Source organism: Arthrobacter pasteuri (assembly GCF_054510955.1).
Window position 1 is genome coordinate 303220 of sequence record NZ_JBTNDO010000001.1, and the last position, 24524, is coordinate 327743.

The window sequence follows — 24524 nt, forward strand, 5'->3', positions numbered from 1 at the left end:
GCTCCTGTGACCGTGGTTACTCTGGGAACGTTCACAGATCCTCGATGAAGAGTTCACCCGCCTCCTTCTGGGAACGTTCACAGAACGTTGACGGCCCTCTTCCTCCCCTCTCCGTCGGAGGGTTGGCACACACCCAGAAGGAGCAGGATTGGCACGCACAGGAACCGTCGCAGGACTGTCCGACGGACAGCTCGTGTACGGGTGTGACTACAACCCGGAGCAGTGGGAACCGTCCGTGTGGCACGAGGACGTCCGGCTGATGAAGGAGGCAGGCGTCAACCTCGTCGCCGTCAATATCTTCGGCTGGGCGGAACTGGAGCCCGAAGAAGGAACCTTCCGCTTCGAGGACCTCGATGCCGTGATGGACCTCCTCGCCGAGAACGGCATCGGGGTCAACCTCGGCACCGGGACGTCGTCGACTCCCGCCTGGCTGACAACGGCACATCCGGAGGTCCTTCCCCGCGCCGCCGACGGCACCGCCCGCTGGCCCGGTGGCCGCCAGGCGTTCTGCCCGAGTTCCCCCGTCTACCGGCAGCGGGCCCTTGCTCTCGTGGAGCAGGTCTCGGCGCGTTACGGCAACCACCCCGCCCTCCGCCTGTGGCATGTCTCGAACGAACTCGGGTGCCACAACTCGCTCTGCTACTGCGATGTATCCGCCGAGGCCTTCCGGGGCTGGCTCCGCACCCGCTACGAGACCCTGGATGCGCTCAACGCGGCCTGGGGCACCGCCTTCTGGAGCCAGCGCTACTCGGCGTGGGAGCAGGTGCTGCCGCCGAGGCTCACCCTCTCGACCACGAATCCGACACAGACGCTCGACTTCAACCGCTTCAGCTCCGACGAACTGCTGGCGCACTACAAGGCCGAGGAAGGGGTCCTCCGGCGCAGCAGCGATGCTCCGGTCACCACCAACTTCATGGTCGCCGCGCACATCCGCAACCAGGACTACTGGTCCTGGGCACCGGAGATGGATGTCATCGCCAACGACCATTACCTCGACCACCGGCTGGACGCGCCCCTCGCCGAGCTCGCCTTCGCTGCGGACACCACTCGCGGACTCGCCCAGGGCCGGCCCTGGCTGCTCATGGAGCACTCCACCGGCGCTGTGAACTGGCAGCCACGCAACATCGCCAAGGGCCCCGGCGAGATGCTGCGCAACTCGCTGACCCACCTGGCGCGCGGTGCGGACGGCCTCTGCTTCTTCCAGTGGCGCGCCTCGCTCCAGGGCAGCGAGAAGTTCCACTCGGCGATGGTGCCCCACGCCGGCACCGATTCGCAGATCTGGCGCGACGTCGTGGGACTCGGCTCCGCCCTCGGAAAGCTGCGCGAACTCGCGGGCACCACGGTGCATGCCGACGTCGCCCTCGTCTTCAGCTGGGAGGCCTGGTGGGCGCATGACCAGGAGTCGCACCCATCGGGCGACGTCCGCTACATCGAGCAGGTCCATGCCGCCTACAAGGCGCTGTGGGATGCCGGCGTCACGGTCGACATCGTGCCGCCGGGCGCGGATCTCTCCGCCTACAAGCTCGTGGTCGTCCCGAACCTCTACCTCGTCCGTGACGAGGACGCCGCCGGAATCAGCACCTTCGTCGACAACGGCGGATCCGCGTTCGTGACCTTCTTCAGCGGGATCGTCGACGAGAACGAGAGGGTGCGGCCCGGCGGATACCCCGGAGCCTTCCGGGACCTCCTCGGCATCCGCTCCGAGGAGTTCTTCCCCCTGGACCCGGCGCACCCCCTTGTCCTCGACAACGGCTCACCCGCCTCGCTCTGGTCCGAGGCACTGCGCCTCACCACGGCCGACGCCGTTCTCAGCTATGCCACGGGCCCTCACGTCGGCGGGCCCGCCGTCACGCGCAACCGTTTCGGTGCGGGCGAGGCATGGTACGCCGGATCGGTGCTCGACGGTGGCGTCCTCAAGGACCTGCTGCTGCGCGCGGCCGCCACTGCCGGAGTCCAGTTGCCCGATGCTCAGCCCGGCCTGGAAACCGTCACACGGCGCGGCAGCCGCCACGACTACGTCTTCCTCATCAACCACTCCACCGAGGACCGCAAGCACCGGGTCCGCGGTCTGGAACTGCTGACCGCGGAGGCCGTGGCCGACGTCGTCGTGGTTCCCGCCGGCGCAGTCCGCGTCGTCCGCACCACCCCAGCACACCCCGACACCGACGGCTCATCGCAGAGCCGAAAGGACGCAGGCAATGACAGTCACTAGCACTCCGGCGGAGGCGCCGAAGGTTCCTGCGGTCACGAGGAAGAACCGATCCTCGGGAGCGCAGCGCCGGGCCGTGGCCCTGTTCATCGCCCCGTTCGGGCTCCTCTTCCTGGCCTTCTACGCCATCCCGATCATCTACGCCATCGTGCAGTCGCTGCTCACCGTCGAACGTGAGGGGACCTTCGGCAAGCCCCGCCAGGTCTTCGGCGGCTTCGTCCAGTACGAGCAGGTCTTCCAGAACACGGCGTTCTGGGAATCCGTGGGACGTGTCCTGCTGTTCGGCGTCGTGCAGGTGCCGATCATGCTCGGCCTCGCCCTGCTGTTCGCGCTACTGCTCGACTCCCCGCTGCTGAAGGGCAAGAAGTTCTTCCGGCTCGCCTTCTTCGCCCCCTACGCCGTTCCCGGCGTGATCGCGGCGATCATGTGGGGATTCCTGTACTCGCCGTCGCTGTCACCGTTCGGCGCGGTGACCTCGAACATCGACTTCCTGTCCGGCAACCTCGTGCTCTGGGCCATCGCGAACATCGTGACCTGGGTGTACGTCGGCTACAACATGCTGATCATCTACTCGTCCCTTCTCGCCATACCCACAGAGATCTACGAAGCGGCCCGGCTCGACGGCGCAAGCAACCTGCAGATCGCCTGGCGCATCAAGATACCCCTCGTGATCCCCGCCATCATCCTCACCGCGGTCTTCTCGATCATCGGCACACTGCAGCTCCTGGCCGAGCCGCAGACGCTGAGGAGCTTCAGCTCGGCGATCAACAGCACGTTCACCCCGAACCTCGCGGTCTACACCACCGCATCGGTACCCAACTACAACCTCGCCGCCGCGTTCTCCGTTGTCCTCGCGCTCGCCACGTTCATCCTCTCCTTCATCTTCCTGAAGTCGACCCAGCGGAAGGTCTCCCAGTGACGGCAGCCCCAGCCACCGCCCCCAAGCGACAGCGCGGAGCCGGTTCGACGGCGACCAGCGCCGACGGCCGCGCCCGCGGACCCCGGCAGAGCATCATGTCCCGCAGCGCCGCGATGCTCATCATGGGCGTCTTCACCCTCTACTTCCTGACTCCCATCTGGTGGCTGCTCACCACGTCCACGAAGACGGGCGGCGAGATCACCTCGACGGCGCCCCTGTGGTTCACGGCGGACTCCCTCGGGACGTTCTTCGGCAACCTCGGGCGGCTCTTCACCTACGGCGACGGCCTCTTCGGCCGATGGCTGGTGAACTCGGCCCTCTATGCCGGTGTGGGTGCCCTGATCGGCACGATCATCGCGGCGATGTGCGGGTACGCGCTCGCCAAGTACGAGTTCCGGGGACGCGAGGCGATCTTCAACATCGTCCTCAGCGGCGTCCTTGTTCCCGCGACGGCCCTCGCCCTCCCGCTCTTCCTGATCTTCAGTCGGGTCGAGCTGACCAACACCATGTGGGCCGTGTTCCTGCCGAGCCTCGTGAGCCCCTTCGGCGTCTACCTGGCGCGCATCTACGCCGCGGCCAGCGTTCCCGGAGAGTTGCTGGAGGCAGCACGCCTCGACGGGTCGGGCGAGATCCGGACCTTCTTCACCGTGTCCACGCGCCTCATGGCGCCGGCCCTCGTGACGATCTTCCTCTTCCAGTTCGTCGCGATCTGGAACAACTTCTTCCTGCCCCTGATCATGCTCCGCGACCAGGCGCTCTTCCCCGTGACGCTGGGCCTCTACGCCTGGAACAGCCAGATCAGCCAGATCCCCGAACTGCGGTCCCTCGTGATCGTCGGGGCCCTCGTCTCGATCCTCCCGCTGATCATCGCGTTCCTCGCCCTCCAGCGCTTCTGGAGCAGCGGCCTCGGCGCCGGCGGCGTCAAGTAGCAGCCCCGAACCTTCCGACCAGCACTCCAGGTGCAGGGGCGTCCGCCCCCGCACCGCACTACCAACGATAGGAAAGACAATGCGCGCGCATTACGGAAAAGTCACCGCGGCCTTTGCCATGATCTCTGCGCTGGCTCTCTCCGGCTGTTCAGCCGGCGGAGACAGCCCCGATGCACAAGCGGGAGCCGAAGCAGCCCCCTGCGAAGCGTCCGAAGGTCCCGTGACCCTCCAATTCACCACCTGGGTTCCCGGTATGGACAAGGTCGTCGAGCTGTGGAATGCCGACAATCCGGACATCCAGGTCGAGGTGCAGACCGGGCCGAACGGCAACTCCGGCACCTACCAGAACTTCTTCAACCAGATCCAGGCCGGCAACGCGCCCGACCTCGGCCAGATCGAGTACGACGCCCTGCCGAACTTCCGCGTCCAGGACGGCCTCGAGAACATCGCCGGCTGCGAGGGCGTCGCCGATGCGCAGGACCAGTTCGTCGACTGGACCTGGGGGCAGGTGACCTTCGGCGAGGAGGACTCCGTCTACGCCATCCCGCAGGACAGCGGGCCCATGGCCATGTACTACCGCGCGGACCTCTTCGAGCAGGCGGGCATCGAGGTGCCCACCACCTGGGAGGAATACGCCGCGGCCGCCGAGAAGATCAAGGCGCAGGGCTCGTACATCACCAACTTCCCGAAGTCGGACGTCAACTGGTTCGCAGGCATGGTCTGGCAGAACGGTGGCCAGTGGTTCCAGAACGACGGCGAGAGCTGGAACGTCGACCTCACCAGCCCCGAGTCCGAGGAAGTCGCCACGTACTGGCAGGACCTGCTGTCCAAGGACCTCGTCTCCACCCTGCCGTCGTTCTCGGACGAGTGGAACGCCTCCTTCAACGAGGGCCAGCAGTGGACCTGGGTCTCCGCGGTGTGGGGTGCCACGACGCTCTCGTCCGGCGCACCCGACACGGCCGGCAAGTGGGCTGTCGCCCCGATGCCGCAGTGGGAGGACGGCGGCGAGGCCGCAGGTAACTGGGGCGGCTCGTCCACGGCGGTCCTGAAGGGCTCGGAGCACCCGGCCGAGGCTGCGCAGTTCGCCCTGTGGCTCAACACGGACCCTGAAGCCCTCGCCCTTGCGAACGAACTCGGAGGCCTGTACCCGGCCGCCAAGTCCGCGACCGACCTGGAGGCCTTCGCGGGTGGCGTCGACTACTACGGCGGACAGAAGATCTACGACGTGTTCGCGGAAGCTTCCGCGAACGTGAACCCCGACTTCACGTGGGGCCCCACGATGACGCAGACCTACACCGACGTCTCCGACGGCTTCGGCGCAGCCATCGGCGGCACCGGCACCCTGCTGGACGCCCTCGAGAACGGCCAGCAGAAGACCATCGACTCCCTGAAGTCACAGTCCATCCCCGTGTCCGAGTAGCACCCCTCCTGCCCGGTCCGTCCGGGCGCCACACGACGGAGAGCCGCACCCCTCGAGGGGCGCGGCTCTTCCCGTTCCCCGAGCCTGTCCCCGGTGGAACCGTGTCCTCGGTAGGCTGGAGCGAAACCGCTACCCAGGAGGACCACGTGGGCATTTCACCCGAAGATGAAGTCGTCAGGATCTGTCAGGACCTCATCCGCATCGATACCTCGAACTTCGGGGACAACGTGGGCCCGGGGGAGCGGAAGGCCGCCGAATACACCGCGGGCCTCATCGAGGAGGTCGGACTGTCCACGCAGCTGTTCGAAGCCGCCCCCGGCCGTACCTCCGTCGTAGCCCGCATGGAGGGCTCGGATCCGTCCCTGCCCGCGCTCGTCGTCCACGGACACCTCGACGTCGTGCCCGCGCAGAAGGAGGACTGGACCGTCGATCCCTTCGGCGGCGAGGAGAAGGACGGCCTGATCTGGGGCCGCGGCGCCGTGGACATGAAGGACATGGACGCCATGATCCTGTCCGTCCTCCGCTCCCTGCAACGCGACGGGGTCAAACCCCAGCGGGACCTCATCTTCGGGTTCTTCGCGGACGAGGAAGCGGGAGGGGCCTACGGAGCGTCCTGGCTGGTCGACAACAAGCCGGAGATCTTCGAAGGTGCCACGGAGGCCATCTCCGAGGTGGGTGGCTTCTCCGCGACCATCGGGGGACAGCGCACGTACCTCCTGCAGACGGCGGAGAAGGGCATCTCCTGGCTGCGGCTCGTGGCCCACGGCCGCGCCGGCCACGGATCGCAGATCAACACCGACAATGCCGTGACAGCCCTGGCCCGCGCCGTCACGCGCATCGGCGAGCACACCTGGCCTATCGAGCTCACCCCCACCACGCGGCAGTTCCTCGACGGCGTCACCGAGCTGACCGGCATCGAGTTCGACGCCGACAACCCCGACATCCTGCTGAAGGAACTCGGCACCGTGGCGCGCTTCGTCGGCGCGACACTGCAGAACACCGCCAATCCGACGGTCCTCAAGGGCGGCTACAAGCACAACGTCATCCCGGGCACCGCCGAGGCGCTGATCGACGTGCGGACACTGCCCGGACAGCAGGACCAGGTCCTCGAGATCATCCGCGGCCTCGCCGGCGACGGCGTGGACGTGACGTACGAGCACAAGGACACCTCGCTCGAGGTGCCCTTCGCCGGAAACCTCGTCGACTCCATGATCGACGCCCTGCACTCCGAGGATCCGGGAGCCAAGGTCCTGCCGTACACGCTCTCGGGCGGGACCGACAACAAGTCGCTCAGCAGGCTCGGCATCACGGGCTACGGCTTCGCGCCCCTGCAACTGCCCGACGAGCTCGACTTCACGGGCATGTTCCACGGCGTGGACGAGCGCGTCCCCACGGACTCGCTCCGCTTCGGCGCCCGGGTGCTCACCCGCCTGCTCACCACCTACTGAGAACCACCTCCTGAAAATCCAGCTCCTGGAAATCCACCTACCGAGCACGGAACGGGACGACACGTGGCGACGAGAACGGAGGGTGCCGCCGGGCACCTCCTGCCCGCGGAGATGCTCGAACGCTTCCGGGAGAGGGCGGCACGCTACGACGCGGCCAATGTCTTCTTCACGGAGGATTTCGAGGAGCTCACCGCGTCCGGCTACCTCCGGATCCTGGCGGAGGTGCCCGCCGGCGACGGCGGGGGGATGGGCCGGGCCGCCGCTGCACAGCGGAGACTCGCCGCCGCCGCACCCGCGACCGCCCTGGGCGTGAACATGCACCTCGTCTGGACAGCGGTGGCGGGCCTGCTCGCGGATCGCGGTGACGCGTCGCTGCAGTTCGTCCTCGATGAGGCCGCGCGGGGCGAGGTGTTCGCGTTCGGCGTCTCGGAACCGGGCAACGACGCCGTCCTGTTCGATTCCCTGACACGCGTGGACCGCCTGCCGGACGGCGGCTTCAGCTACACCGGGACCAAGGTGTTCACGAGCCTGTCACCGGTGTGGACCCGGCTCGGGATCTTCGGCAAGCTCGAGGGCCGGGACGGCGACGACGACGCGATCCTGCACGCCTTCGTCCCCCGCGGCACCCCGGGGGTGGAGACCGTGGAGGACTGGAACCCGCTGGGGATGCGCGCCACGCAGTCCAACACCACGCGCCTGTCCGACGTCCGTGTCCCTGCCGACGCGGTGTTCCGGCGTGTGCCGGTCGGACCGAATGCGGACCTCCTGGTCTTCGGGATCTTCGCGGCATTCGAGACCCTCATCGCCTCGGTGTACCTGGGTATCGCGGATCGGGCCCTCGACCTGGCCTCGCAGTCCCTGTACCGGCGTCGCAGCCACGTGGCGGACCGCCCTCTGTCGCAGGATCCCGTGCTCCGGAACCTCCTGGCCGGGGCTGCCATGCAGCGGACCGGAGCGGAGGCCGAACTGCGCAGTGTCACCCAGGACCTGGATGGGAGGGCGGGGGTCGGATCCCTGTGGTTCGCACGCCTCGTGACGCTCAAGACCCATGCCGTCGAGGCGGCCGTTGCAGCGACCGCCACGGCGCTTCATGTCGGCGGGGGATCCGGATTCGCGGCATCCTCGGAAGTGGTGCGGCTCCACCGCGACGCGCTGGCCGGGCAGTTCCACCCGTCGACGGAGGAATCCGCGCGGGCGACGGTGGCCACGGCCCTGCTCGGTCCGCCGTCGGTCTAGCGTGTTCCTGGTCGGCGGGAGCCTGTCCGGGCCGACGGATCGGGTGAGTTCGGACCTGTACTCGGGCCCGCAGGGCCTACGCCGTGCGCTCTACCCGCAGGACCTTCCGCCGCAGCCAGTAGCGCCTGCTGCCGCCCAGATAGATGCAACTCCGCTCGAGTTCCCACTTGCCGTACTCGGCGTGTTCTGTGAGGAGTTTCCGGGCCGCGGGCAACGACTCTCCGGCATTCACGGTCAGGACCAGGTACTCGTACTGCCGCCCGTAGTCGCGCTTCCGGACGGCCGTTGCGTTCAGAAAATGTTCTCGCATATCCCTCCAATTTTGATCACTTTACCGATAACGTCTAGTGCATGAGCATAGATCCGCGTGTCGCGCTCCAGTCCCTCGTGACGGCCCTCGAAGAGCATCTTGCAGCCTCGGCGTCACGACGGCGGGAAGATGATCCGGCGGTGGAAGCGGCATACCTCGGCATCGCCGATGCCTTCGAGGTCTACGAGGAGGCACTCTATGACGCCTTCGGCGAAGTGACCCCGCTCGAGATCTATGAGGAGCCGGACGACGAGGACGGCGAGGACGACGCCGACTACGCTCCGGACCTGATCGAAGCTGAAGCCGCACCCGACCGGAGCTGACCCAGAGCGCTGAGGAAGACCTGGTCGGTCGCGGGGATCAGCCGCTGCGCGGACTGGCCGGGTCAGGTCGCGAGCGCGGAGACCTCGTCGAGGACCTCGGCGATGGGCGCTGCGACGGGCGCATCACCGGTCTGGAGGATTTCCTTCAGCTGCTGGGCCGTCCGCGCCCCGACGATCGCCGAGGCTACTCCGGGCCGGTGCAGGAGCCAGCGCAGCGCGAGTTCGTGCGGCTGGAGATCGAGTCCGCGTGATGCAGTGCACAGGGCCTCGGTGATCCGCTGCGGTTTCCCCGAGAGGTAGGGCTCCACGTAGGGCGACCACAGGTCGGACGCCCCGCGTGATTCGGAGGGGATCCTGCCCCGGTACTTCCCGGTCAGCACGCCGCGGCCCAGCGAACCCCAGGCGAGGATCGCCGCGCCGAAGGCCTCGGCCGCGGGAAGGACCTCCCGCTCGGCGCCGCGGTTCACCAGCGAGTACTCGACGTCGTTGACGAGGAGCGGGAACGACGCCGTCGCCGCCGCGCGTGCGAATTCCCACCCCGAGTAGTTGGACACACCGACATAGCGCGCACGTCCCGTTCCATAGGCGACCTCGAGCGCACTCAGGGTCTCCTGCAGGGGAACGGAGGGGTCGGGGGAGGGGGCGAGCCAGACATCCACGTGATCGGTACCGAGCAGCGACAGCGAGGCATCCAGCGAGTCGAGCAGGCCCCGGCGTGAGCCGTCCAGGCGCCTGCTGCCGGAGCGGGTCGTGCCGCCCTGCACCACCAGTACGAGCTCGGAGCGCGCCACGGTGTCACCCATGAAGCCGCCCAGCATCGCCTCCGCCTGGCCCTGCCCGTAGCGTGCGGCGGTCTCGACCAGCGTGCCGCCGGCCTCGGCGAAGATGCGGAGCTGCTCGCGTGCGGCTTCCTCGTTGACCTCCTGGCCCCAGTTCATGGTGCCGAGTCCCAGCGCCGAGACGGCCAGACCACTTGCTCCCACGTTTCGCCGTTGCATGGAGCAAGCCTAAAGCCTGTCCCCGGCCGCATGGCTTAGGGTCATAAGAGTGAATTGGATAGAAGCAGTCATCCTGGGGTTCATCCAGGGCCTTACCGAGTTCCTACCCATTTCATCGAGCGCACACCTGCGCATCGTGGGAGAACTACTGCCGAACGCGCAGGATCCGGGGGCGGCCTTCACCGCCATCACGCAGCTCGGCACGGAGACCGCCGTCGTCGTGTTCTTCTGGCGGGACATCGTGCGGATCGTCAGGGCCTGGTTCGGCGCCCTGCGGGGCACGGTGCCCCGGAACGACCCGGATGCCCGCATGGGCTGGCTGGTCATTCTCGGCAGCGTGCCGATCGTCCTGCTCGGGCTGCTGTTCCAGGACCAGATCGAGAGCACGTTCCGGAGCCTGTGGATCGTGGCGACCATGCTGATCGTCTTCGGTCTCATCCTCGCCGTCGCCGATCACGTGGGCCGGCAGGAACGCGAGCTGGCGAGCCTGACCTACCGGCACGGCATCCTGTACGGACTCGCACAGGCATTGGCCTTGATCCCGGGCGTGTCGCGATCCGGCGGCACCATCACCGCGGGCCTGCTCATGGGATACACCCGTGAGGCGGCGGCGCGCTACTCGTTCCTGCTCGCCATTCCCGCGGTCTTCGGCAGCGGCGTGTTCCAGCTCGCCAAGAGCTACGACGAGACCGGACCCTACGCCCTGCCCGAGACGGCACTGGCCACGCTGGTCGCCTTCGTGGTCGGCTTCGCGATCATCGGGTGGTTCCTGAAGTTCGTCACCACCCGCGGGTACGGCCTCTTCGTCTGGTACCGCATCCTGCTCGGCCTGGCCCTCTACGTCCTGCTCGGCTTCGGCGTCATCAGCGCCTGACGCCGGGCCGTAAGGTAGAACGTGTGATTGCGTGGAATTCGACTCCTGTCCCAGAACTCGACGGCACCCAGTCGGGCATCAGCCTCTTCGACACCGCCCTCCAGCAGCCGGCGCCACTCGGGCAGCTCCCTGAGCACAGCCTCTACGTCTGCGGCATCACCCCCTACGACGCCACCCACCTCGGCCATGCGGCCACCTACGTCGCCTTCGACCTCCTCAACCGCACCTGGCGCGACGCCGGAGCAGCGGTGTCCTACGTGCAGAACGTGACGGACGTCGACGATCCCCTGCTCGAGCGCGCCTCGGCCACCGGCGTCGACTGGCAGGATCTCGCTGCCGACCAGATCGCCCTGTTCCGCGAGGACATGGAGGCGCTGAACGTCCTGCCCCCGGACCACTACATCGGCGCCGTCGAGGCGATCGACTGGATCGTCCCCGCGGTCGAGGAGCTGGTGGACCGCGGACTGGCCTACGCCGTGCCGGGGGAGGACGGTGAGCCCGACGGCGACGTCTACTTCTCCCTCGATTCCGTAGCCTCGCTCGATGAGCACGACCCTGCCCGCTGGTTCCTCGGCCAGGTCTCGCACCTCGACGCCGGGACGATGCTCGAGCTGTCGGCTGAACGCGGCGGGGACCCGCAGCGTCCGCACAAGCGCAACGCGCTCGATCCGCTCCTCTGGCGCACGGCACGCGCAGGGGAGCCGAGCTGGCCCGGAGGCGCCCTGGGCGACGGACGGCCCGGCTGGCACATCGAATGCGCGATCATCGCCCAGCGGTTCCTGCCGACCCCCTTCACCGTGCAGGGCGGCGGCTCGGACCTCGTGTTCCCCCACCACGAGATGAGCGCGTCCCACGCCTGGGCGACCAGCGGCACCCCCCTGGCCCGGCACTATGCGCACGCCGGGATGGTCGGGTACGACGGCGGGAAGATGAGCAAGTCCCGGGGAAACCTGGTCCTCGTGTCGAAGCTGCGCCGGGCCGGTGTCGATCCTGGAGCCATCCGCCTGGCCATCCTCGCGCACCACTACCGCTCGGATTGGTCCTGGACGGATTCCGTGCTGGACGAGGGCATCGCCCGCCTCGCCGCCTGGCGTGCAGCCGCCGACGGCGCGGGGGAGGCCGACGTCGCCGCAGTGCGGGAGGCCATCCGCGGTCACCTGGCGAACGACCTCGATGCGCCGTCCGCCCTCTCCGCGGTGGACGCCTGGGCGGCGGGGGCACCCGGAGTCGCGGGAGGCGGGACGCACCGGCAGGGCCTTGCCGATGTCCTCGACGCCCTGCTCGGCGTCCGCCTCTAGCGTCCGCCTCTAGCGTCCGCGGGGGCATCGCCCCGCCGCCGTCGGCCCCCTGGAAGGACCCGTCCCGGCCGACGCCCGCGGCTACCGCCAGAGGTGCCGCGCCCCGTCAGCGTCCGGTTCACTGTTCACGGCGGCGCTTCTTCAGGTAGCGCTCGAACTCGCGGGCGATCGATTCGCCGCTCGCCTCCGGGAGGTCCACGGTGTCCTTGGCCTCCTCGAGCTGGCGCACGTAGGCCGCGACCTCGGGATCCTCGGTGGCGAGCTCGTCCACCCCGCGCTCCCAGGCCTCCGATTCCTCGGTCAGCACGTGGGTGTCCACCGTGATCTGGAGGATCTCCTCGAGCTTGTTCAGGAGGGACAACTGGGCCTTCGGCGACGGGGACTGGCCGACGTAGTGGGGCACGGCGGCCCAGAGGGACATGGTGGGGATGTCGGCGAGCAGACCCATCTCGGCCAGCACGCCGACGATGCCGATCGGGCCCTCGTACGTCGATGGCTCGACGTCCAGGCTCTCCCGGACGAGGTCGTCGTCGGAGGTGACCGTGACAGGGATGGGGCGCGAATGCGGGACGTCGGCCAGCAGTGCTCCCACCAGGACGATGCAGTCGACGCTGAGCTCCTTCGCCAGGGCGACGAGCTCCGCAGTGTAGGCGCGCCACTTGTAGGATGGCTCGACCCCGTTGACGAGGATCAGGTCGACGTTGGACTTCGGGACGACCGCCTTGCTGATGCGCGTGTTCGGCCACTTGATGCGCCGCTGGCCCGAGGAGTTCCGCTTGATCATCGGCCGGGTGAACTGGAAGTCGTAGAACTCGTCGGCGTCGATGGTCGAGATGCGCTCACTGCCGAAGTACCGGCCCATGAACTTCAGGGCGTCGCTGGCCGCTTCCCCGGCGTCGTTCCAGCCCTCGAAAGCCGCGAGCATGACGGTGATACGGCGCTCGGGCTCGCCGGCATCCTGGAAAAGGTCCTGTACGCCGGTCGGCTGGTTCTCTTCGAAGCTGTCCACCGTCTCACCCTAAACCCCTGCGCGCGGCCATGTCAGGCGGGGCTCCACGGCTACGCGGAGAGCTGACGCGCGGGTCCGCCAAGGGGTCACCGTAGACTTGAAGGCATGGCCAACCACCTCACCGGCAGTGTCCGAACCCGTCCGACCGAGATCCACCGGACCGTCTCCGAACGGTCGGGAAATGTTCGGGGACTGCAGGGCGTGCTGTGGGACATGGACGGGACGATCGTCGACACGGAGCCGTACTGGATCCGCGCGGAGAAGGAACTGGTCGAGTCCCACGGCGGAACCTGGACCACCGAGCAGGCGACCACCCTCGTCGGCCAGGCCCTCGAGTACTCCGCCGGTGTGCTCCAGCGGGCCGGCGTCGCCCTGGACATCCGGAGCATCATCGAGCACCTGACGGACCGCGTCGCCGCGGACGTGCGGACCGCCGTGCCCTGGCGCCCGGGAGCGCGCGAGCTGCTCTCGGCCCTGCGCGCGGAGGGCGTCCCCTGTGCCATGGTCACGATGTCCGAGAGCCTCCTCGCCCGCGAGATCGCCGCGCAGCTGCCCGAGGGCACCTTCTCCCACCTCGTCACCGGTGACCGCGTGAGCGCCGGAAAGCCGGATCCGGAGGCCTACCAGCTGGGCTTCGACCTGCTGGCGGCGGATCACCCCGGGCTCCGCAAAGACCGGGTCGTCGCCATCGAGGACTCCCTGCCGGGTGTCACCTCGGCCCTCGCCGCCGGACTTGTCACGCTCGCCGTTCCCCACTTCGTCCCCCTGCCGCCCGATGGGCGCCGCACCGACTGGGACACCCTGGAAGGCCGGACGCCCGCCGATCTCGCCGCGCTCCTGCCGGAGGAGACGGGCGGGGACCGGCATGAGTAGCGGCCGGCAACCTGCCCGGACGCAGGGGAGCCCCGGGCTGTCCCTCGGCCGCCTCGCCGGCATCCCCGTCGTCCTCGCATGGTCCTGGTTCGTCATCACGGCCTTCATCGTGCTCGTGTTCGGGCCGCGCGTCTCGGCGGCGTTCCCGGGCATCGGTATCGGCGCCTACGCCGTCGCTCTCGGCTACGCCCTGCTCCTCGCCGCGTCCGTGCTCATCCATGAACTGGCGCACGCGCTCACCGCACGTGCCTTCGGCTGGCCGACCACCCGGATCGTCCTGAACCTGTGGGGCGGCCACACGCAGTTCGCGAGTTTCAACGCCTCGCCGGGCAGGTCCCTCGCCGTCGCCCTCGCCGGGCCCGCGGCGAACTTCGTGCTCGCGGGCCTCGGGTGGGTCATCCTGCAGGCCCTTACGCCCGGGTCGGTGTCCTATCTGCTCGCCACCATCCTGGTCTGGGCCAACCTCCTCGTCGCCCTGTTCAACGTGCTGCCGGGCCTGCCGCTGGACGGTGGGCGCCTCGTCGAGAGCGTGGTCTGGAAGGCGACCGGCAGCCAGGAGAAGGGCACAGTGGCGGCCGGCTGGTCCGGACGCGTCATCGTCATCCTCCTGCTCGCTTCGGTGGTGGGCGTCCAGCTGCTGCAGGGGCGCGGCCCCGACCTCCTGGTCATCGTCCTCACCGTCGTCATGGGCGCATCCCTGTGGATGGGCGCCACGGCCGCCATCGAGAATGCGCGGATGCGACTGCGCCTCCCCGCCATCAGTGCCGGCCGGCTGCAGCAGCGCGCCCTGGGGGTCCCCGCGAGCACGACTGTCCTCGCAGCGCACCGGCTCCTGCGGGACAACCCCGGAGTCGCGGTCGTCCTGACCGGCCCCTCCGGCGAGCCAGAGGCCGTCGTCGACGAGGCCGCGCTCCTCGCCGTCCCCGACGACAGGGCCGGGACGACGGCCGTCGACGCCGCAGCGCGCCGGCTGGCTGCCGGCGCCTACGTGCCGGAGTCGGCCGAGGGCCAGGAACTCCTGCAGGTCCTCGCCCGGCTCGAGGGGAACGAGTACGCGGTCATCAACCGCCAGGGTGCCGTGACGGGCGTGCTGCACCAGCGGACGGTCGTCCAGGCCATCACCGGCAAGACCACACCCGGTCCCTAGTTCCGCATCCCTGCCGACGGCGGCGTGCAGTGCAGGTCGCCTGCCTCCTGCCGATTCCCTGTCCGCTCCGCTTCCAGATCCACTTCCAGATCCACTTCCACCACCATGCCGGTTCGCCGGCCGCCGAAGGACGAACCATGAGTACCATCCAGACCACCCCCGAAGCGCCCGCCGGCCCCCACGGCGCGGCTGCCCGCCGCGGCCCGTTCCGCGCCGGCGAGCGCGTCCAGCTGACCGACGAGAAGGGCCGGATGAACACCATCACCCTCACGCCCGGCGGCGCCTTCCACACGCACAAGGGCTTCCTGCAGCACGACGCCCTCATCGGTGCCACCGAGGGAACCATCCTCGAGAACACCACCGGCCAGCTGTACCAGGCGCTGCGGCCGCTGCTGTCGGATTTCGTGCTGTCCATGCCCCGCGGCGCGGCCGTCGTGTACCCGAAGGACGCGGGCCAGATCGTGACGATGGCCGACATCTATCCGGGAGCGCGTGTCGTCGAGGCGGGCGTCGGTTCGGGGGCGCTCTCCATCTCGCTGCTGCGGGCGGTCGGCGATTCCGGCTACCTCCACTCGTTCGAGCGCCGTGAGGAATTCGCCGACATCGCCCGGGGGAACGTCGAGACGATCTTCGGCGGGCCCCACCCGGCCTGGCAGATCACGCTCGGCGACTTCCAGGAGCAGGTCGTGGAGCACGAGGAGCCCGGCTCGGTGGACCGCGTGGTCCTCGACATGCTCGCGCCCTGGGAGTGCCTCGACGCCGTCGCCACCGTCCTCGCCGCGGGCGGCGTCTGGATCAGCTACGTTGCCACGGTGACGCAGCTGTCGCGCACCGCCGAGGCGATCCGCGCCGACGGACGTTTCACGGAACCCGAGGGCTGGGAGTCGATGGTGCGAGGCTGGCACCTCGAGGGCCTCGCCGTCCGTCCCGACCACCGCATGGTCGCCCACACCGGCTTCCTCCTCACCACCCGCAGGCTGGCCGAGGGCGCTACGGGTTTCACCCCGAAGCGCAGGCCGTCGAAGACGGGGTTCAGCGAGGAGGACCTCAATGCCTGGACGCCGCAGGCCGTCGGTGAGCGCGACGTCTCCGACAAGCGGCTGCGCAGGGTGGCGCGGGACGCGGCGTCGACGATCCAGCGGGGATCCCTGCCTCCGGAGGAAGCGCAGGCACGTCGCGATGCCATCGCCGACGGGGGAACGGTCGAGTAGGCCGCGGCCGGGCAGGAGTGCGCGGATAGTTACCGTGCACGTTGTGAACAGTACTCACCGGGGACGGGCGTCTGCGCTAAGGTCGGAAGACAGCTGAAGGTCGAACCGAAAGTGGCGAACCGAAATGCCGAACTCCGAAGACAACGCTCCTGCCGCTGATCCGCGGGGCGCAACCCCGCCTCCCGTCGACACTTCGGTCACCCAGCGCCAGCTCAATGTCCTCCGGGACAAGCTGCGCCACATCGACCGCCAGCTCGCCTCGGCGACGCAGAACAACGGGAAGCTCGTCGCCGCCCTGGAGTCGGCGCGGACGGAGATCGTCCGGCTGAAGGCCGCCCTCGAGAAGGAGGGCGCGGCGCCGTTCAGCTTCGCCACCGTGATGCAGGTGAATCTCAGGCGTCCTGCCGAGCCGGGAACCACCACCGAGGCGACCGTCCAGGACACGGCCGACATCCTGCAGTCGGGCAGGAAGCTCCGGGTGACGGTCAGCCCCCTCATCAGCGTGCGGCAGCTCACCCCCGGGCAGGAAGTCCTGCTGAACGAATCACTGACCATCGTGGCGGCGCTCGGCTTCGAGCGGGCGGGGGAGATCGTCACCGTCAAGGAACTGCTGGGAGCGGACCGCGCGCTCGTCGTCGGCCGGACGGACGACGAACGCGTCATCCGGCTCAGCGGTCCGCTGCAGGCGGAGAAGATCCGCGTCGGCGACGCACTCGCCGTCGACACCAAGTCGGGGTACGGCCTCGAGAAGGTACCGCGGAGCGAGGTCGAGAACCTCGTGCTCGAGGAAGTCCCGGACATCGCCTACGGTGACATCGGCGGCCTCGGCCCGCAGATCGAGCAGATCCGCGACGCCGTCGAACTGCCGTTCCTGCACCCGGACCTCTACCGTGAGCACGGCCTCAAGCCACCGAAAGGCATCCTCCTGTACGGTCCGCCCGGGTGCGGCAAGACCCTGATCGCGAAGGCCGTGGCGAACAGCCTCGCCGCCAGGGCTGCGGAGAGGGCCGGCGTCGAGCAGATCCGCAGCTACTTCCTGAACATCAAGGGCCCGGAGCTGCTGGACAAGTACGTGGGCGAGACGGAGCGCCACATCCGGCTCATCTTCGCCCGCGCCCGGGAGAAGGCCTCGGACGGCAGCCCCGTCGTCGTGTTCTTCGACGAGATGGATTCGCTGTTCCGCACCCGCGGTACCGGTGTCTCCTCCGACGTCGAGACCACCATCGTGCCCCAGCTGCTGAGCGAGATCGACGGCGTCGAGAAGCTCGAGAACGTGATCGTCATCGGTGCCTCGAACCGTGAGGACATGATCGATCCCGCCATCCTCCGACCCGGCCGGTTGGACGTGAAGATCAAGATCCAGAGGCCCGACGCCGAGGGCGCCGCCGAGATCTTCGCCAAGTACATCACCGCCGACCTGCCGCTGCACGCGGACGACCTCGCGGAGAACGGCAACGATCCGCAGACCACGATCTCGGAGATGATCCGCCGCACGGTGGAGCAGATGTACTCGACGGACAAGCGGAACGAGTACCTGGAGGTGACCTACGCCAACGGGGACACCGAGATGCTGTACTTCAAGGACTTCAACTCCGGGGCAGTGATCCAGAACGTGGTGGACCGCGCGAAGAAGTACGCGATCAAGGACCTCCTCCTCGACGGCAGCAAGGGCCTGCGCATCGAGCACCTGATGCGGGCCGTGGTGGACGAGTTCCGCGAGCACGAGGACATGCCGAACACCACCAACCCCGACGACTGGGCGCGCATCTCCGGCAAGAAGGGTGAGCGCATCACGTACATCCGGACGATCGTCCAGGGCAAGGCCGGCCAGGAGCCGGGCAAGTCGATCGAGACGACGGCGAATACGGGCCAGTATCTGTGATTGAAACGGGGGGACGACGGGCCGGACGGCGCGGCGCATGGCCGCCGGTCGGCGAGGGGGTCTCGGTCCACCGGGTGATGGGGACGGAGACGGAGTACGGCATCATCGCACCCGCCCTGCCGTCGGCCAATCCGACGCTGCTGTCATCCCAGGTGGTCAACGCCTACGCGGCCACGCTGCGGGAAGGACTCGGCAACCTCGCCGGAACCCGCTGGGACTATACGGACGAGACCCCGCTGACGGACGCGCGCGGGTTCCGCGTGGATCGGGCCAGTGCGCATCCGAGCCAGCTGACCGACGAGCCGCCTGAACTCACCGCCGAACAGATCGCCCTCGAACGCGGCGAGCCCGCCGAGGCGGCCGTGCTCATGAACCTGGTCCTGAACAACGGGGCGCGGCTGTACGTCGACCATGCCCACCCCGAATACTCCTCACCCGAGGTGACGAATCCGCTCGACGCCGTCCTCTGGGACCGGGCAGGGGACCACGTGGCCGTCGCGGCGATGGAGCGGATCGGAACCACGCCGGGATTCTCGCCCGTCATCCTGTACAAGAACAACACGGACAACAAGAGCGTCTCCTACGGGTCGCACGAGAACTACCTCGTTCCCCGGAGCGTCCCGTTCTCGAAGCTCGCCGAGGCCCTGATCCCCTTCTTCGTCTCCCGCCAGGTCATCTGCGGCGCGGGTCGCGTCGGCAAGGGCCCGCTGAACCAGGAGCCCGGCTTCCAGATCAGCCAGCGGGCGGACTTCTTCGAGAACGAGATCGGCCTGGAGACGACGGTCCGCAGGCCCATCATCAATACGCGTGACGAGCCGCACGCGGTGGCGGAGAAATACCGGCGACTCCACGTGATCATCGGTGACGCCAACCTGAACGAGGTGTCCAACTACCTCAAGCTGGGGACGACGTCGCTTGTTCTCGCACTGGTCGAGCAGGGCCTCGCGCCGGCTCCCACGCTGGAGGACCCGGTCCAGGCACTGCGGGCCATCAGTCACGACCCGACGCTGAAGGCCACCGTCCGGCTGGCGGACGGCCGCAGCATCACCGGGCTCGAGCTGCAGGAACTGTACTGCGAGGCGGTGCTCGACGCCGTGCCCGCCGGCGCCGACGAGCAGACGCGCGACGTCGTGGACCGGTGGCGGGCGCTCCTGGAGACCCTGCGGCGGGAGCCGATGGAGGCAGCGCGCCAGGTGGACTGGATCGCCAAGCTGAAGGTGCTCGAGGCGTACCGGGCGCGGGACGGCCTTGAATGGACGAGCCCGCGGCTCGCGCTCGTGGACCTGCAGTACGCCGACCTCCGGCCCGAGAAGGGCATCTACCAGCGGCTGGCACGCCGCGGCGACGTCGAACTGCTCGTGCATCCCGAGGACGTCGCCCGCGCCGCCGTCCAGCCGCCCCGCGACACCAGGGCGTACTTCCGCGGCCGCTGCATCTCCGAGTACCCCGCCGAGGTCGTCGGGGCGAGCTGGGACTCCCTCATCTTCGAGCTGGCGGGGGAACGGCGGCTGCAGCGGGTGCAGACGCGCGAGCCGCTCAGGGGCACGGCGACGCTCACCGAGGAGTTGTTCGACATGGCAGCCGATGCCGAGGATTTCCTCGGCCGATTGTTGAGCGGCCCGGATCGGCGCGTGGCACCATAGGACCAGATCACTGAAGTGATCGTGAACACGGAAGGGGTGGCCATCATGGCGACACAGGACCGCATCAACACCGGCGGATCGTCCACCGAGACGGAGGAGGAAATCCCCGAGCCCGCACCCGCTGCTCCCGCGGCGCAGGACTCCACCCAGACCCAGGGCGTCGACGATCTGCTCGACGAGATCGACGGCGTCCTCGAGTCCAACGCCGAGGAGTTCGTGCGCGGGTTCGTGCAGAAGGGCGGCCAGTAGCGGATGCTCCCGGACGATGCAGCAGCCGCGGTTCCCCGGGCCGCCTCGACATCCTTTGCCGACTTCCTGGGCGCCCACCATCCCGGGCTGCTGCCGTCGAACCGGACGCTCGGTCCGGTGACCGCGTCCACCGATGCCTCGCACCTGGCGCCACACGCCACGACGATCGTCTCGCTGACCTTCCCCGGCGGCGTGCTGATGGCCGGTGACCGGCGGGCCACGATGGGCAACGTGATCGCGAGCCGCCACATCGAGAAGGTGTTCCCCGCCGACCGCTACTCCGTGCTGGGGATCGCCGGCAGTGCCGGGATCGGCCTCGACCTGACCCGACTGTTCCAGGTGGAACTCGAGCACTACGAGAAGATCGAAGCGACCATGATGAGCCTCGACGGCAAGGCCAACCGCCTCGCTGCCATGGTCCGGCAGAACCTCTCCATGGCGATGCAGGGCCTCGCCGTAGTGCCGCTCTTCGCCGGCTTCGACACGGACCGGCACATCGGGAGGCTCTTCTCGTTCGACGTCACCGGCGGACGCTACGAGGAGCACGAACACCACTCGGTCGGATCCGGCTCGGTCTTCGCGCGGGGTGCGCTCAAGAAGCTGTGGAATCCGCGCCTGACGGAGGCGTCGGCGGTGCGTGTCGCCGTCGAGTCGCTCTACGACGCGGCGGACGACGACTCCGCGACCGGTGGTCCGGACACCGTCCGTGCCCTCTGGCCCGTCGTCTACGTCGTGGACGGAGCCGGTGCACGGCGCATCCCGGAGCGTGACCTCGAGTCCGCCGCGCACACCATCATCGAAGCCCGCTCCGCGGCGGGCCGGGAGGCATAGGCCATGACACAGCAGTTCTACGTTTCCCCCGAGCAGCTCATGAAGGACCGCGCGGACTTCGCGCGGAAGGGGATCAGCCGTGGCAGGTCGGTCGTGGTGATGAGTTGCCGCGACGGCATCGCACTGGTCGCCGAGAACGCCTCACCGTCGCTCCACAAGCTGGGCGAGATCTACGACCGCATCGCCTTCGCCGCGGTCGGGAAGTACAACGAGTTCGAGAGCCTCCGGCAGGCAGGGGTGCGCTACGCCGACGTCCGCGGCTACTCCTACGCGCGCGAGGACGTGACCGCCCGTGGGCTCGCCAGTGTGTACGCACAGAGCCTGGGTGCGGTGTTCACCGCGGAGAGCAAGCCCTTCGAGGTCGAACTCGTCGTGGCAGAGGTGGGGCACGCGCAGGACAGTGACCACCTCTACCGGCTGACCTTCGACGGCTCCATCGCCGACGAGACCGGCTTCGTGGTCATGGGCGGTGCCGCCGACGCCGTCGTCGACTCCCTCAGCGGCACCTGGTCCTCCGACCTCAGCCTTCCCGAGGCCGTGGGGGCCGCTGCCCGGGCGCTGCGGAACGCCTCCCGTCCGCCGGCCGACGGCACCCAGCGCGGGGTTCCTCCGCTGGATCCCTCCGTCCTCGAAGTCGCGTTCCTGGAACGCGACCCGGACACGCTGCGCGGCAGCCGCCGCGCGTTCCGCAGGGTGGGCGGGCCCGAACTCGAGAACCTCCTCCAGCACGAACAGGACACCTGATGGACCGGCGCATCTTCGGAGTCGAGACCGAGTTCGGGATCTCCTACTCGGGGCCCAATTCACGCCCGCTCTCGCCCGAGGAAGTCGCGCGGTACCTCTTCCGTAAGGTCGTCAGCTGGGGGCGGTCCTCCAACGTCTTCCTCACCAACGGATCGCGCCTGTACCTCGACGTCGGTTCCCACCCCGAATACGCGACCGCGGAGTGCGACGACCTGGCGCAGCTGATCGCCCACGACCGGGCGGGGGAGCTCATCCTCGAGGACCTCGTGTCGGAGGCCCAACGCAAGCTCGCGCAGGAGGGCTACGACGGCAAGATCTACCTCTTCAAGAACAACACCGACTCCGCGGGCAACTCCTACGGCAGCCACGAGAACTACCTGATCCCCCGCAAGCTCGAATTCTCACGCCTCGCGGACATCCTCATCCCGTTCCTGGTGACGCGGCAGCTCCTCGTGGGCGCGGGGAAGGTCCTCAAGACGCAGACCGGGTCCCTCTATGCGTTCTCCCAGCGGGCCGACCACCTGTGGGAAGGCATCTCCTCCGCCACGACCCGCTCGCGACCCATCATCAACACCCGGGACGAGCCGCACGCCGACGCGGAGCACTATCGCCGGCTGCACGTGATCGCCGGAGACTCCAACATGTCCGAGACCACCACGCTGCTCAAGGTCGGGTCCGTCGACCTGCTGCTGCGGATGGTGGAAGCGGGCGAAATGATGCGGGACTTCCGCCTGGAGAACCCCATCCGGAGCATCCGCGAGATCTCGCACGACCTCACCGGGCAGCAGCTGCTCAAGCTCGCCAACGGCCGGCACATGACGGCCCTCGAGATGCAGCGCGAGTACCTGGCGCGCGCGACGGCGTTCGTCGGCCAGCACGGGGCGCACAACGCCCACGTCCCGGCGGTCCTGGACCTGTGGGAGCGGGTGCTCGATGCCGTGGAGTCCGGCAGTACCGCGCGGATCGACACCGAGGTGGACTGGGCCATAAAGAAGAAGCTCATCGACCGGTATCTCGCGCGCTCGGGCGAGGACCTCGACTCGGCGAAGGCGGCGCAGCTCGACCTCACCTACCACGACATCTCCCGCTCCCGGGGCCTGTTCTTCCTGCTTCAGGCCCACGGGGAGGCCGCCCGGGTGGTGGACGACACCGCGGTCAAGGAGGCGGTGGACATCCCGCCGCAGACCACGCGTGCCAAGCTGCGCGGTGAGTTCGTGCGCCGCGCCAAGGAAGCGAACCGCGACTACACGGTGGACTGGGTTCATCTCAAGCTCAACGACCGGGCCCAGCAGACCATCCTCTGCAAGGATCCCTTCACCTCCGTGGACGAGCGCGTGGAGGCGCTCCTGCAGCAGCTCTGACCGACTGCGGCGCGCGTCGCGCTGTCGACCCCTGTTGTGTCAGGGCTTTTCCAGGAGAAACCGCGCACCCGCAGCCGTTAGGCTTGTCAGGGCCCTTTGTTCTGCGGGCAGCCTGAACTGGACACCAAGATGAAAGTAGTTCTGTGCGAAAAGTACTAGCAACATCCCTTGCGCTGATGCTGTCCCTCACAGCATGCGGCGGGCCGACGACCGACAATCTGACCGGGGATGCGTCCGGCGATTCCGCGGGTGCCGCCGAGGTGTTCGACACGGTGAAGGTGAGCGGGGGTTCGGACGAGGAAGCGCCGGACGTCGAGTTCGAATCGCCCCTCGATGTCACCGGCGTCGCCGCCAAGACTGTCGCCGAGGGCGACGGCGACGAGGTGGAGGCCGGGCAGCAGGTCCACTACCAGCTCGTCGCGCTCAACGCCGAGGACGGCGAAGTCCTCGGCGATACCTACAGCCAGGGCGAGCCCCAGGTCCTGCCGGTCGACGACATGCTCAAGGAGCAGGACGGCGAACTCTACGAGGTCCTCGTGGGCACGAAGGTCGGCTCGCAGGTGGCCTACACCCGCCCCTCCCCGGAGCCCGCCGAGGGTCAGACCGCCACTCCGGAGCAGCTGATCGTGCTCAAGGTCATCTCGGCCGAACAGCCTCCGCCCGAGCCCGAGGTCCTCTCGCCCGAGGATGTGAAGAAGCTCGACGACGAGGGCAAGCTGCCCACGTTCACCTTCGCCGACGGCGGTGCACCCGAGGTCACCATCCCCGAGAACGAGCCCTCCGACGACCTCGTGGTCAAGGTGCTCGAAGAGGGCAAGGGCGACGTCGTCGCCGAGACCGACAGCATCACGGCCAAGTACACCGGCTGGACCTACAGCGACGGCGAGAAGTTCGATTCGAGCTTCGACCGGGGCGAACCCGCTACCTTCCCGCTGAACCAGGTCATCACGGGCTGGACCAAGGGCCTGTCCGGGCAGAAGGTCGGCTCGAAGGTGCTGCTCGTGATCCCCGAGCCGTGGGCCTACCCCAACGCCTCGCAGGGCCAGCCCTCCGGAACCCTCGTGTTCTACGTCGAGATCGTCAGCAAGGAAGCGGCGAAGTAGTCCGCGTCCCCGCACCGCCAATGAACCTCCTACGAAAGGAAACCATGTCCTTCGGACAGCGCAACTTCGACCGGCAGAAGCCGGGGATCGACTTCCCCGCACACGAGGTGCCCACCGACCTCGTCATCGAGGACATCATCGAGGGCACCGGCGACGAGGCGAAGCCCGGCAACACCGTGTCCACCCACTACGTGGGCGTGGCTTTCTCCACGGGTGAGGAATTCGACGCCTCCTGGAACCGCGGTGCTCCGCTCGACTTCCGGGTCGGCGTCGGCCAGGTCATCCAGGGCTGGGACCAGGGGCTCCTGGGCATGAAGGTCGGCGGCCGCCGCCGCCTCGAGATCCCCTCCCACCTCGCCTACGGCCCCAGTGGCGCCGGTTCGGCGATCGGCCCCAACGAGGCGCTGATCTTCGTGGTGGACCTGCTCGCCGTCCGCTAGGGCATCCGTCCGAGGCATCCGCCCGAACTCTCCGCCGGGGCTCCGCAGCCCGGTGCCGTCCAGAAGG

23 protein-coding genes are annotated in these 24524 nt (G+C 68.5%); 20 read left to right on the forward strand and 3 right to left on the reverse strand.

Going from position 1 to position 24524, the window contains the following annotated elements; genetic code table 11:
- Positions 1–148: 148 nt before the first annotated feature.
- The 6 genes from ACX80H_RS01475 to ACX80H_RS01500 all read left to right on the forward strand — a co-directional run bounded on the left by ACX80H_RS01475 (position 149) and on the right by ACX80H_RS01500 (position 8161).
- Complete coding sequence (locus ACX80H_RS01475; RefSeq protein WP_459310656.1) at positions 149–2212, forward strand: beta-galactosidase; 2064 nt, start codon at positions 149–151, stop codon at positions 2210–2212.
- A complete protein-coding gene (locus tag ACX80H_RS01480; protein WP_459310657.1) occupies positions 2199–3128 on the forward strand; it encodes a carbohydrate ABC transporter permease in 930 nt (309 codons plus the stop codon). Before ACX80H_RS01475 ends, ACX80H_RS01480 begins: the two co-directional genes overlap by 14 nt.
- 95 nt (positions 3129–3223) lie before the next feature.
- Positions 3224–4057 (forward strand): carbohydrate ABC transporter permease, encoded by an 834-nt coding sequence (locus ACX80H_RS01485; RefSeq protein ID WP_459313339.1) that lies wholly within the window; start codon positions 3224–3226, stop codon positions 4055–4057.
- 79 nt (positions 4058–4136) lie between these two features.
- A complete protein-coding gene (locus ACX80H_RS01490; protein ID WP_459310658.1) occupies positions 4137–5477 on the forward strand; it encodes an ABC transporter substrate-binding protein in 1341 nt (446 codons plus the stop codon).
- A gap of 146 nt (positions 5478–5623) precedes the next feature.
- Positions 5624–6925, forward strand: a complete 1302-nt coding sequence (locus ACX80H_RS01495; protein ID WP_459310659.1) for a M20/M25/M40 family metallo-hydrolase — start codon at positions 5624–5626, stop codon at positions 6923–6925.
- A 63-nt stretch (positions 6926–6988) separates the two neighbouring features.
- Positions 6989–8161, forward strand: a complete 1173-nt coding sequence (locus ACX80H_RS01500) for an acyl-CoA dehydrogenase family protein (RefSeq protein ID WP_459310660.1) — start codon at positions 6989–6991, stop codon at positions 8159–8161.
- 76 nt (positions 8162–8237) lie between these two features.
- On the opposite strand, the gene ACX80H_RS01505 is transcribed toward ACX80H_RS01500, so the two are convergent.
- Positions 8238–8471 (reverse strand): DUF5703 family protein, encoded by a 234-nt coding sequence (locus ACX80H_RS01505; protein ID WP_301227710.1) that lies wholly within the window; start codon positions 8469–8471, stop codon positions 8238–8240.
- A gap of 41 nt (positions 8472–8512) precedes the next feature.
- On the opposite strand from ACX80H_RS01505, the gene ACX80H_RS01510 reads away from it, so the two are divergent.
- Positions 8513–8794: a hypothetical protein gene (locus ACX80H_RS01510; RefSeq protein ID WP_459310661.1), complete on the forward strand. Its 282-nt coding sequence runs from the start codon at positions 8513–8515 to the stop codon at positions 8792–8794.
- A gap of 62 nt (positions 8795–8856) precedes the next feature.
- On the opposite strand, the gene ACX80H_RS01515 is transcribed toward ACX80H_RS01510, so the two are convergent.
- Positions 8857–9792 (reverse strand): aldo/keto reductase, encoded by a 936-nt coding sequence (locus ACX80H_RS01515; RefSeq protein ID WP_459310662.1) that lies wholly within the window; start codon positions 9790–9792, stop codon positions 8857–8859.
- A 49-nt stretch (positions 9793–9841) separates the two neighbouring features.
- Here ACX80H_RS01515 and ACX80H_RS01520 point away from each other — a divergent pair, with 49 nt between their 5' ends.
- Both ACX80H_RS01520 and mshC read left to right on the forward strand, forming a co-directional pair.
- Positions 9842–10666, forward strand: a complete 825-nt coding sequence (locus ACX80H_RS01520; RefSeq protein WP_459310663.1) for an undecaprenyl-diphosphate phosphatase — start codon at positions 9842–9844, stop codon at positions 10664–10666.
- Between the two features lie 23 nt (positions 10667–10689).
- Positions 10690–11964, forward strand: a complete 1275-nt coding sequence (mshC, locus tag ACX80H_RS01525; protein ID WP_459310664.1) for a cysteine--1-D-myo-inosityl 2-amino-2-deoxy-alpha-D-glucopyranoside ligase — start codon at positions 10690–10692, stop codon at positions 11962–11964.
- A gap of 118 nt (positions 11965–12082) precedes the next feature.
- Here mshC and ACX80H_RS01530 read toward each other — a convergent pair whose 3' ends face one another.
- Positions 12083–12973: a PAC2 family protein gene (locus ACX80H_RS01530; protein WP_459310665.1), complete on the reverse strand. Its 891-nt coding sequence runs from the start codon at positions 12971–12973 to the stop codon at positions 12083–12085.
- Positions 12974–13078: 105 nt separating this feature from the next.
- On the opposite strand from ACX80H_RS01530, the gene ACX80H_RS01535 reads away from it, so the two are divergent.
- The 11 genes from ACX80H_RS01535 to ACX80H_RS01585 all read left to right on the forward strand — a co-directional run bounded on the left by ACX80H_RS01535 (position 13079) and on the right by ACX80H_RS01585 (position 24457).
- A complete protein-coding gene (locus ACX80H_RS01535) occupies positions 13079–13846 on the forward strand; it encodes an HAD family hydrolase (protein WP_459310666.1) in 768 nt (255 codons plus the stop codon).
- Positions 13839–14993 carry a site-2 protease family protein gene (locus tag ACX80H_RS01540; protein WP_459310667.1) on the forward strand — a complete coding sequence of 385 codons (1155 nt, stop codon included), beginning with the start codon at positions 13839–13841 and terminating at the stop codon, positions 14991–14993. Before ACX80H_RS01535 ends, ACX80H_RS01540 begins: the two co-directional genes overlap by 8 nt.
- 137 nt (positions 14994–15130) lie before the next feature.
- Positions 15131–16204, forward strand: a complete 1074-nt coding sequence (locus tag ACX80H_RS01545) for a tRNA (adenine-N1)-methyltransferase (RefSeq protein ID WP_459310668.1) — start codon at positions 15131–15133, stop codon at positions 16202–16204.
- Between the two features lie 124 nt (positions 16205–16328).
- Positions 16329–18086, forward strand: coding sequence for a proteasome ATPase (arc, locus tag ACX80H_RS01550; RefSeq protein ID WP_459310669.1), 1758 nt, complete (start codon positions 16329–16331; stop codon positions 18084–18086).
- 77 nt (positions 18087–18163) lie between these two features.
- Entirely contained in the window at positions 18164–19729 is a 1566-nt protein-coding gene (gene dop, locus ACX80H_RS01555; RefSeq protein WP_459313340.1) for a depupylase/deamidase Dop, read from the forward strand.
- Between the two features lie 45 nt (positions 19730–19774).
- Positions 19775–19978 (forward strand): ubiquitin-like protein Pup, encoded by a 204-nt coding sequence (locus ACX80H_RS01560; RefSeq protein ID WP_459310670.1) that lies wholly within the window; start codon positions 19775–19777, stop codon positions 19976–19978.
- A 3-nt stretch (positions 19979–19981) separates the two neighbouring features.
- Positions 19982–20809 carry a proteasome subunit beta gene (prcB, locus tag ACX80H_RS01565; RefSeq protein ID WP_459310671.1) on the forward strand — a complete coding sequence of 276 codons (828 nt, stop codon included), beginning with the start codon at positions 19982–19984 and terminating at the stop codon, positions 20807–20809.
- A gap of 3 nt (positions 20810–20812) precedes the next feature.
- Positions 20813–21553 carry a proteasome subunit alpha gene (gene prcA / locus ACX80H_RS01570; protein ID WP_459310672.1) on the forward strand — a complete coding sequence of 247 codons (741 nt, stop codon included), beginning with the start codon at positions 20813–20815 and terminating at the stop codon, positions 21551–21553.
- Positions 21553–22914: a Pup--protein ligase gene (gene pafA / locus ACX80H_RS01575; protein ID WP_459310673.1), complete on the forward strand. Its 1362-nt coding sequence runs from the start codon at positions 21553–21555 to the stop codon at positions 22912–22914. The genes prcA and pafA overlap by 1 nt, the downstream gene beginning before the upstream one ends.
- A gap of 143 nt (positions 22915–23057) precedes the next feature.
- On the forward strand, positions 23058–24017 hold the full coding sequence (locus tag ACX80H_RS01580; protein WP_459310674.1) for an FKBP-type peptidyl-prolyl cis-trans isomerase: 960 nt from the start codon (positions 23058–23060) through the stop codon (positions 24015–24017).
- Between the two features lie 44 nt (positions 24018–24061).
- On the forward strand, positions 24062–24457 hold the full coding sequence (locus tag ACX80H_RS01585; protein WP_459310675.1) for an FKBP-type peptidyl-prolyl cis-trans isomerase: 396 nt from the start codon (positions 24062–24064) through the stop codon (positions 24455–24457).
- The last annotated feature ends 67 nt before the right edge of the window (positions 24458–24524 follow it).